General features: G+C 72.4%; 8 protein-coding genes. 5 read left to right on the top strand and 3 right to left on the bottom strand.

Going from position 1 to position 7,998, the window contains the following annotated elements; genetic code table 11:
* The first annotated feature begins 182 nt into the window (after positions 1–182).
* Entirely contained in the window at positions 183–680 is a 498-nt protein-coding gene (locus JHN45_RS48340) for a carboxymuconolactone decarboxylase family protein (RefSeq protein ID WP_200717159.1), read from the top strand.
* Positions 681–759: 79 nt separating this feature from the next.
* Positions 760–1,518 carry an isocitrate lyase/phosphoenolpyruvate mutase family protein gene (locus tag JHN45_RS48335; protein ID WP_200717160.1) on the top strand — a complete coding sequence of 253 codons (759 nt, stop codon included), beginning with the start codon at positions 760–762 and terminating at the stop codon, positions 1,516–1,518.
* A 36-nt stretch (positions 1,519–1,554) separates the two neighbouring features.
* Here the strand turns inward: JHN45_RS48335 and JHN45_RS48330 are convergent, their stop codons facing one another.
* On the bottom strand, positions 1,555–3,081 hold the full coding sequence (locus JHN45_RS48330; protein ID WP_201055813.1) for an aldehyde dehydrogenase family protein: 1,527 nt from the start codon (positions 3,079–3,081) through the stop codon (positions 1,555–1,557).
* Between the two features lie 208 nt (positions 3,082–3,289).
* Between JHN45_RS48330 and JHN45_RS48325 the strand changes: the two genes are divergently transcribed.
* A complete protein-coding gene (locus tag JHN45_RS48325) occupies positions 3,290–4,195 on the top strand; it encodes a helix-turn-helix domain-containing GNAT family N-acetyltransferase (protein ID WP_236584922.1) in 906 nt (301 codons plus the stop codon).
* Here JHN45_RS48325 and JHN45_RS48320 read toward each other — a convergent pair.
* Positions 4,150–5,124 (bottom strand): LysR family transcriptional regulator, encoded by a 975-nt coding sequence (locus JHN45_RS48320; RefSeq protein ID WP_201055809.1) that lies wholly within the window; start codon positions 5,122–5,124, stop codon positions 4,150–4,152. The two genes, JHN45_RS48325 and JHN45_RS48320, sit on opposite strands and share 46 nt — an antisense overlap.
* A 94-nt stretch (positions 5,125–5,218) precedes the next feature.
* Here JHN45_RS48320 and JHN45_RS48315 point away from each other — a divergent pair, with 94 nt between their 5' ends.
* Positions 5,219–6,616, top strand: coding sequence for an MFS transporter (locus tag JHN45_RS48315; RefSeq protein ID WP_201055806.1), 1,398 nt, complete (start codon positions 5,219–5,221; stop codon positions 6,614–6,616).
* Between the two features lie 41 nt (positions 6,617–6,657).
* Positions 6,658–7,347, top strand: coding sequence for a siderophore-interacting protein (locus tag JHN45_RS48310; protein ID WP_201055804.1), 690 nt, complete (start codon positions 6,658–6,660; stop codon positions 7,345–7,347).
* A gap of 12 nt (positions 7,348–7,359) precedes the next feature.
* Here JHN45_RS48310 and JHN45_RS48305 read toward each other — a convergent pair.
* On the bottom strand, positions 7,360–7,998 hold a 639-nt coding region (locus JHN45_RS48305), incomplete at its 5' end, for a hypothetical protein (protein WP_201055802.1).

Raw genomic sequence — 7,998 nt, 5'->3', positions numbered from 1 at the left:
GGACGGCGTCGCGCAGCGCGTCCGTCAGGCCTCGACGCACGCCGGTACCGGAACCGATACCCGTGCCGGTGCTGGTGCTGGTGCCGGTCGGTTCGAGGTGGAGGTCGACGCCGAAAGTGGCCCATGATTTCGCCATGGAAATGGACCATACTCCTGGGCTGCCTGGCTTCTAGGGTCAAGACATGACCACAGCACAACAAGCTCCTTACGCCCCCGAACACGACCCCCGTCTCAACTGGGCCGAGCACGCCCCCGAGGTCTACAAGGCGATGGTCCGCCTCGACGCGGCGGCCCGTCGGGGGCTCGACCCGGCGCTGCTCGAGCTGGTGAAGATCCGTGCCTCGCAGCTGAACCACTGCGCGTTCTGCCTCGACATGCACACCAAGGACGCGCTGGCGGCGGGCGAGAGCGTGGAGCGGATCATCCAGCTCGGGGCGTGGGAGGAGTCGCGGCACTTCTACACCGAGAAGGAGCTCGCGGCGATCGAGCTGACCGAGGCGATCACCGTCCTCACGGACGGTTTCGTGCCGGACGAGGTGTACGACCGGGCCGCGGAGCAGTTCGAGGAGGCCGAGCTGACCCAGCTGATCGCCGCGATCACGGTGATCAACGCGTGGAACCGGTTCGGCGTGAGCACGCGGATGGTGCCGGGGCACTACAAGGCGGGACAGCACAAGTGACCTCGCGGACACGGCTGTTGGACGACCGCCGGGACCGGGTGATGGTCAACCGCCGGGTCGAGCGCGGGGGTCGCCGGCCGTGAGCGGAGTCGAGGTGTTCCGGCGGCTGCACCGGGGGCGGCTTCCCGGGGATCCGCTGGTGTTGCCGGGGCCCTGGGACGCTGCCAGCGCGCGGGTGTTCGTGGACGCCGGGTTCCCGGCGCTCGCCACGCCCAGTGCCGGGGTTGCCGCCTCGCTGGGGTACGAGGACGGGGCGACTCCGGCGGACGAGATGTTCGCGGCGGTCGCGCGGATCGCCCGGGCCGTGGACGTGCCGGTGTCGGCGGACGTCGAGGGCGGCTATGGACTCGCGCCGAAGGAGCTGGTGGAACGGCTTCTGGAGGCGGGAGCCGTGGGGTGCAACCTTGAGGACTCCAACGGGGGTGTCCTCAAGGACCCACGGCAGCACGCGGACTGGCTCGCCGAGGTACGGGCGGTGGCGGCGGACGGCTTGTTCGTCAACGCACGCGTCGACACCTTCCTGCACGGCGACGGCAGTCCCGAACGGGCCATCGAGCGGGCCGCGTTGTATGTCGCGGCGGGTGCGGACTGCGTCTATCCGATCAGTGCTCCGACGGCCGTACTGCCGCTGCTGCGCTCCGGCATCCAGGGGCCGCTCAACGTGTTCGCGCGGCCGGACGGCGAGGGCCCCTCGCCCACCGAACTCGGTGAACTCGGGGCCACTCGCATCACGTTCGGGCCGGGGCTCCAGCGGTGGGCGGCACGCGCGCTGCAGGGAATGGCCGCCGAACTGAAGCGCGGTGAGCTGCAGGAGACGGTGAACCGACCGAGGCGGTGAACCGACTGGGGCGGTAGACCGCCTGGGGCAGTGGGCTCAGCCCGCGAACCAGCGCACCGGCCTCGGTGCCAGGTTCTGGTAGACGTGCTTGGCCTCGCGGTACTCGGCGAGTCCGGCGGGGCCCAACTCCCGTCCCACACCGCTCTTCCCGAAGCCGCCCCACTCCGCCTGCGGGAGATAGGGGTGGAAGTCGTTGATCCAGACGGTGCCGTGCCGCAGCCGTCCGGCGACGCGACGGGCGCGGCCCGCGTCGGCGGTCCAGACGGCGCCGGCGAGACCGTACTCGGTGTCGTTGGCGAGCGCGACCGCCTCGTCCTCGGTGCGGAAGGTCTCGACGGTGAGGACAGGTCCGAAGACCTCCTCGCGTACGACGGTCATCTCGCGGTGGCACTGGTCGAGGACGGTGGGTTCGTAGAAGTAGCCGGTGGCGGGGCGGGTCGCGGAGGGCTCGGGGCGCCTGCCGCCGGAGCGGAGCACCGCGCCCTCGGCGAGGGCACCGGCGACATACGACTCGGTCTTGGCGCGCTGCTGCTCGGAGACGAGCGGGCCGCACTCGACGCCGTCCTCGGTGCCCCGGCCGAGGCGGATCTTCGCGGCGCGGCGGGCGAGTTCGGCGACGAAGCGTTCCCGGACGGTCTCCTCGACGATGAGCCGGGCGCCCGCCGAGCAGACCTGGCCGCTGTGGATGAAGGCCGCGTTGAGGGCCTGGTCGACGGCGGTGTCGAAGCCCTCCTCGGTGGCGCAGGCGTCGGCGAAGACGACGTTGGGGTTCTTGCCGCCGAGTTCGAGGGCGACCTTCTTGACGGTGACGGCGGCGGCCTGGGCCACCTTGGTGCCGCTGGCCAGGCCGCCGGTGAAGGAGACGAGGTCGACGTCCGGGTGCTCGGCGAGCCGGGCGCCGACCGAGTGGCCGGGTCCGGTCACGATGTTGGCGACACCGGCAGGGAGCCCGGCCTCGACGAGCAGCTCGATGAGGGCGATCGTCGTCAGCGGGGTGATCTCGCTGGGCTTGACGACGAAGGTGTTGCCGGCCGCGAGGGCGGGCGCGATCTTCCAACTCGCCTGGAGGAGCGGGTAGTTCCAGGGGGTGATCAGCGCGCAGACACCGACGGGTTCGTGCACGACGACGCTGTGGACATCGGTCGTGCCCGCGTCGACGACCCGGCCGGGGGCCTCGGCGGCGACGAGGTCGGCGAAGTAGCGGAAGGCGTCGGCGACACAGTCGATGTCGATCCGGCCCTCCTCGACGGTCTTGCCCGCGTCCCGGCTCTCCAGCAGACCGAGCCGTTCGCGGTCGCGCACCAGCAGGTCGGCGACGCGACGCAGCAGGGCGGCCCGCTCGGCGACGGGTGTGCGCGGCCAGGCGCCCTCACCGCCGTCGAAGGCGGCGCGGGCGGCGGCGACGGCTATGTCCGTGTCCTTCTCGTCGCCCTCCGCGACCACGGCGAACGGCAGCGCGTCCGCGGGGTCGATGATCTCGCGGGTGGCTCCGGAGAGCGCGTCCAGCCACTCCCCGCCCGCGTGAATGGTTCTGCCCGCCTGCTGTTCCGTCGTGTCGGCCATGATCGGTGGTGCCTTCCGTTCCTGTTCAGCGCCCCGGCGTCACCCCACTGTCGCGCTCGAGGACTGCGAGCGCCTGCCCGGAACGTCCGAATGCATGCGCGATCCCTGGCCGGAAGTGGGCCGGATCACTGGGCAAGGGCACAAAAGCCGCAGCAGCGTGGACTCCGGCGACTCCTTTGACTAAAGTCAAAGAAATATGGAGCCCATCATGGACAGCGCAACGGAATCGGCGTCGCCCGACGACATCGCCGCCTTCCGTCGCTTCAACCGCTACTTCACCCGCCGTATCGGCGCCCTCGACGACCACTACCTCGGCCAGGACCGTCCGCTCGGCGAGGCACGGCTGCTCTTCGAGATCGGTGACGGCGTCTCCCTGCGGGAGCTGCGCGGCCGACTCGCCCTGGACGCGGGCTACTTGAGCCGGATGGCGAAGTCCCTTGAGGCGCAGGGCCTGGTCCGGCTGACCGTGCCCGCGCACGACACCCGGCTGCGCCAGATCGAGCTGACCCCGGCCGGCCGCGTCGAGGTCAAGGAGCAGCACCGCCGCGCCGACGCGCTCGCCGCCGGTCTCCTCGGCACTCTCACCGCACCCCAACGCGCCGAGCTGACCCGGGCGTTGGCGACCACCCGACGCCTCCTCCGGCTGGCCGGCATCACGGTCGCGCTGATCGACGGCGCCGCCGAGGACGCCCGCAGCTGCCTCGACGCCTACGCCGCCGACATCGACGCCCGCTTCCCCGAGGGCTTCGACAAGACCGATCTCGTACGGCCGGAGGAGGTCACCGGCGACGCGGGCGCGTTCTTCGTCGCGTACGAGGAGGGGCGGCCGGTCGGCTGTGGGGCGCTGCGCACACTGGAGCCGGGCACGGGCGAAATCCGGCACGTCTGGGTGCACCCCGACGCCCGCCGCCTGGGCCTAGCCCGCCGCATCCTGACCGCACTCGAACTCGCCGCCGCGGCCCATGACTTCGCCGTCGTACGACTCGACACGCACGCGACGCTCACGGAGGCGCAGGCGATGTACCGGGCGTGCGGGTACGCGGAGATCCCGGCCTATGTGGACCATGTCTACGCGTCCCACTGGTTCGAGAAGCGGCTGTCCGGCGCCCGCTGACCCACCTCCCCCAGCAGCTCCCGCATGCAGGCCCGCAACCACGCGTGCGCCGGGTCGGCGTCATACCGCGGATGCCAGGCCAACCCCAGCTTCAGGGCGGGGAGTCGCAGCGGTACGTCGAAGGTGACGAGGCCCAGCGTGGCGGCCAGCGGCACGGTCCAGTAGCTGATCAGGCCGATCAGGTCGGTGTCGCGCAGCACGAACAGTGAGGCGGGGAAGGTGCCGACGGTGCCCACCACCCTGCGTTCCAGGCCGAGTTCGGCGAGCCGCGCGTCGACGGGACCGTGCAGCTTGCCGCGCCGCGAGACGATCAGGTGGTCGGCCTCGCCTGCGAACCGCTCGGGCGTCAACTCACCCTCCAGCAGCGGGTGTCCGGCCCGGACGACGCCGACCATCCGGTCCTCGTGGAGGAGTTCGTGGTGCACCTCGGGGGCCGTCGAGTCGATGACGCCGACCTCCAGGTCGGCGGTGCCCTGCCGCAGGACGGGCGCGTCGACGTGGCTCTCGGCGAGGAAGCGGATCCGGATGCCAGGCGCCTCCGCGGCGGCCCGCGCGAGCAGCCGGGCACCGTAGAGGGCGGCGAGCGCGTCGTGCCCGATGATCGTGAACGTCCGGCTGACGGCCCTGAGGTCGGTGTCCCGCCCCGGTGCGAACAGGGCCCGCGCCCGCTCCACCACCGCGCTCACCTCCGCCCGTACCGCCAGCGCGTGCGGGGTGGGCACCATCCGCCGCCCGGCCCTGACCAGCACGGGATCGCCCAGCGCCTTGCGGATCCGACCGAGGGTGCGGCTCATGGCGGGTTCGGAGAGATGCAGCCGCCGGGCGGCGCCCTGCACGCTCTGCTCCTCGAGCAGCACGTCCAACGCGACCAGCAGATTGAGGTCCAGGCTCCCCGGGCCGCCGGAGGCCACGGATTGCGTCACACGCACTCACCCCTTGCGAAGGTTGCACTGGAAAGCAGGCCACCGCCGAGCCTACGGTGACAGGGCACCCCACACCACACCCGGACTCCCTGGAGGAGCCGTGCCTTCCCACGCCCTGAAGAGGTCCACCCTCCTCACCCTCTGCGCCTGCGTCCTGGTCGCGCAGAGCATGGTCGCCGCCATCAACCTCCTGATCCCGCAGCTGAGTTCGTCCTCCCTGCACCCCTCGCACACAGAACTCCTGTGGACGGTCGACGCGTACGTCATCGTGTTCGCCGGACTGCTCATCCCGGCCGGCGCGCTCGGCGACCGGCACGGCCGCAAGGGCGCCCTGCTCGCCGGCCTCGCCCTGTTCGCGGCGGGCGCCGCCACCAGCGCGCTCGCCCAGAACCCGGCGACACTGATCGCGGGCCGCGGGCTGTCCGGCGCGGGCGCGGCGCTCATCACCCCGGCGACGATGTCGATCCTCGTCCACCTCTCCGCCCCGGAGAACCGGGCCCGCGCCATGGGCAGTTGGACCCTCTCCCTCGGCCTCGGCGGACTCGCCGGGAACCTCGGCGGCGGCCTGGTCGGCCAATTCCTGTCCTGGCGTGCCCTGTTCGGGGCGATGGTCCCGCTTGCCGCCCTGCTGGCCCTCGCGGTCGTCCTCACCACCCCGCGCACGGAGCGCGCCGCACACAGCAACCTCGACCCCGCCGGCACGCTCCTCCTGACCACCGGCCTGGTCGCCGTCCTCTTCGGCATCATCGAGGGCCCGACCTACGGCTGGACCTCCCCGCGCATCGTCACGGCCTTCGCGGCGGGCGCCGTACTCGTATCGGCCTTCACCCTCCACGCCCTGCGCTCCCGCACCCCGCTCCTCGACCCGCGCGTCTTCACCTCCCCGGCCCTCCGCGCCGCCACCCTCGGCACGGCCACCGGCTTCTTCGGCCTGTTCTCCCTCTTCTACGTCAACTCCCAGTACCTGCAAGGAATCAAGGGCTACGGCGCCGCCGTCACCGGGGTCGCGATCGTGCCGCTGACGATCGGCATGGCCCTCGTCCCGAAACTCGCCGTCCGCTGGTCGCACCGTCCGCGTCCCGTCATCGGCACCGGTCTCGCCCTCATCGGCCTGGGCCTGCTCGGCGCGTCCACCGCCGACGCGGGCACGCCCTACTGGACGTACGCCTGCTGGCTGCTGGTGATCTCGGCGGGCACCGGGCTGTCGATGCCGGCGCTCACGGTCGGCGTGGTCACCTCGTTGCCGCCGCACCAGACGGGCCTCGGGTCCGGCCTGGGCACCTCGGCCCGCGAACTCGGCGCGGCCCTCGGCGTCGCGGTCACCGGTACGATCCTGGCCGCCCACCCCGACCTCGCCGACGGCATGGGCCCGGCGCTGCGCACGGTGGCCCTGATCGTCCTCGCGGCGACCGGAGTCGTGGTTCTTGGGCACCGCGAGCGGACCGCCACACGCACTATCGCGTCCGGCGAGAAACGCGTACTATCGCGTCGCGTCTGAACATCAACTCCCCTCATGCACCGCCCAGTTGAGGAGCCCCCGTGCCCGCCGCCCTCCTGAACCCCGTCCTCGACCTGCTGACCCTCCGCGCCACCCTCACCGAGGTCGAGCCGATCACCGCCCGGATGCGCCGGCTGCGCATCGAGGGCGACGCCCTGGCCGGGCTCGACGTCCGCCCCGGCCAGCAGGTACGTGTCCTGGTCGGCGGCCTGACCCTGCGCACGTACTCGGTGTGGCGCCACGACCCGTCCGGCGCCGTCGAGTTGTGCGTGCTGGACCACTCCGAGGGAGGGCCAGGGGCCCGTTGGGGGAAGAGCGTCGGCGTCGGGGAGCAGGTGCGGCTGCGCAAGCCCGAGGGCACCTTCACCCTCCGGCCCGACGCCGCCCACCACGTCTTCGTCGGCGAGGAGACGGCCTCCGTCGCCTTCGGCGCGATGCTGGCCGCGCTGCCCGAGGGGGCGCGGATCTCCGGGGTCGTGGAGACGGAATCGGACGCGGACCGGCTGCCACTCGCGCACTCCGATCGGCTCAACTGGCTGACCAGGGGCGCGACTTCACTTCCGGACGCGGTGCAGCGCCTCGCCCCCGAGCCGGGTGGGATCGCCTATGTCGCCGGGGAGGCCCGGACCGTACAGGCCGTACGGCAGGTGCTCGTAAGGGAGTTGGGCTGGGACCGGCGGTCCGTCCTCACCAAGCCGTTCTGGGCGCCGGGGAAGCGGGGACTGGAGTAGCTCTTCCACCGGTCAGCAGTTCGCCCCCACCGCCCCCGTCGCTCCCGTCGCCCCCGTCGGGCAGAAGGAGGCCACCGCCTCGTTGAGCGGGTCCCTGATCAGGGCGGGCGGCACGGACTCCGGGCCGCTGACGTGGATCGCGTAGAGCGAGCCGTCCGCCGTCGCGAAGCGGTGGTCGATCACCCGGCGGGCGCCGTGGTCCAAGTCGTCGTAGCGGTAGGTGAGTTCGGCCCAGGTGGGGCCCGAGGTGCGGCCGAGGACCCGGTAGCCGGGCTGGCGGGCGAAGCCGTAGCCGGGGGCGTGTTCGGCGAGGTCCAGGGACTCGGCCGGGGAGTGCTCGGAGACGCGGAAGATCTGCAGGCGGCGGGTGCCGTCCGGGGAGTCGTAGGAGATCACCGGGGCCTTGGTGCCCTGCCGTTGTACGCGGGTCCAGTCGCGGGGGATCTCGACGCTGTAGCCGGTGGGGTCCTGGGTGGTGCGGTAGGCGGACCGGGCCGCGGTCACCTGGTCGTGAGCGGCGGCGGTGCGGCCCTGGGTGACGTACCAGAAGCCGCCGCCGGCGCCCGCGCCCAGCACGACCGTGACGGCGACCACGAGCACGACCCGCCAGGCGCGGCGGCCGGAGACCGGCACGGGAGCCGGGGCGGGGGC

It is taken from the genome of Streptomyces sp. MBT53 (genome assembly GCF_016654115.1).
GTDB lineage: Bacteria > Actinomycetota > Actinomycetes > Streptomycetales > Streptomycetaceae > Streptomyces.
Note: the sequence above shows the minus strand (reverse complement) of the source record. Positions and strands in the feature narration are given on the sequence as shown.

Coding starts and splice junctions, on each gene's coding strand:
- JHN45_RS48330 (WP_201055813.1), bottom strand. CDS start 3,081: ATGGCCGACACGACGGAACAGCAGGCGGGCAGAACCATTCACGCGGGC.
- JHN45_RS48340 (WP_200717159.1), top strand. CDS start 183: ATGACCACAGCACAACAAGCTCCTTACGCCCCCGAACACGACCCCCGT.
- JHN45_RS48325 (WP_236584922.1), top strand. CDS start 3,290: ATGGACAGCGCAACGGAATCGGCGTCGCCCGACGACATCGCCGCCTTC.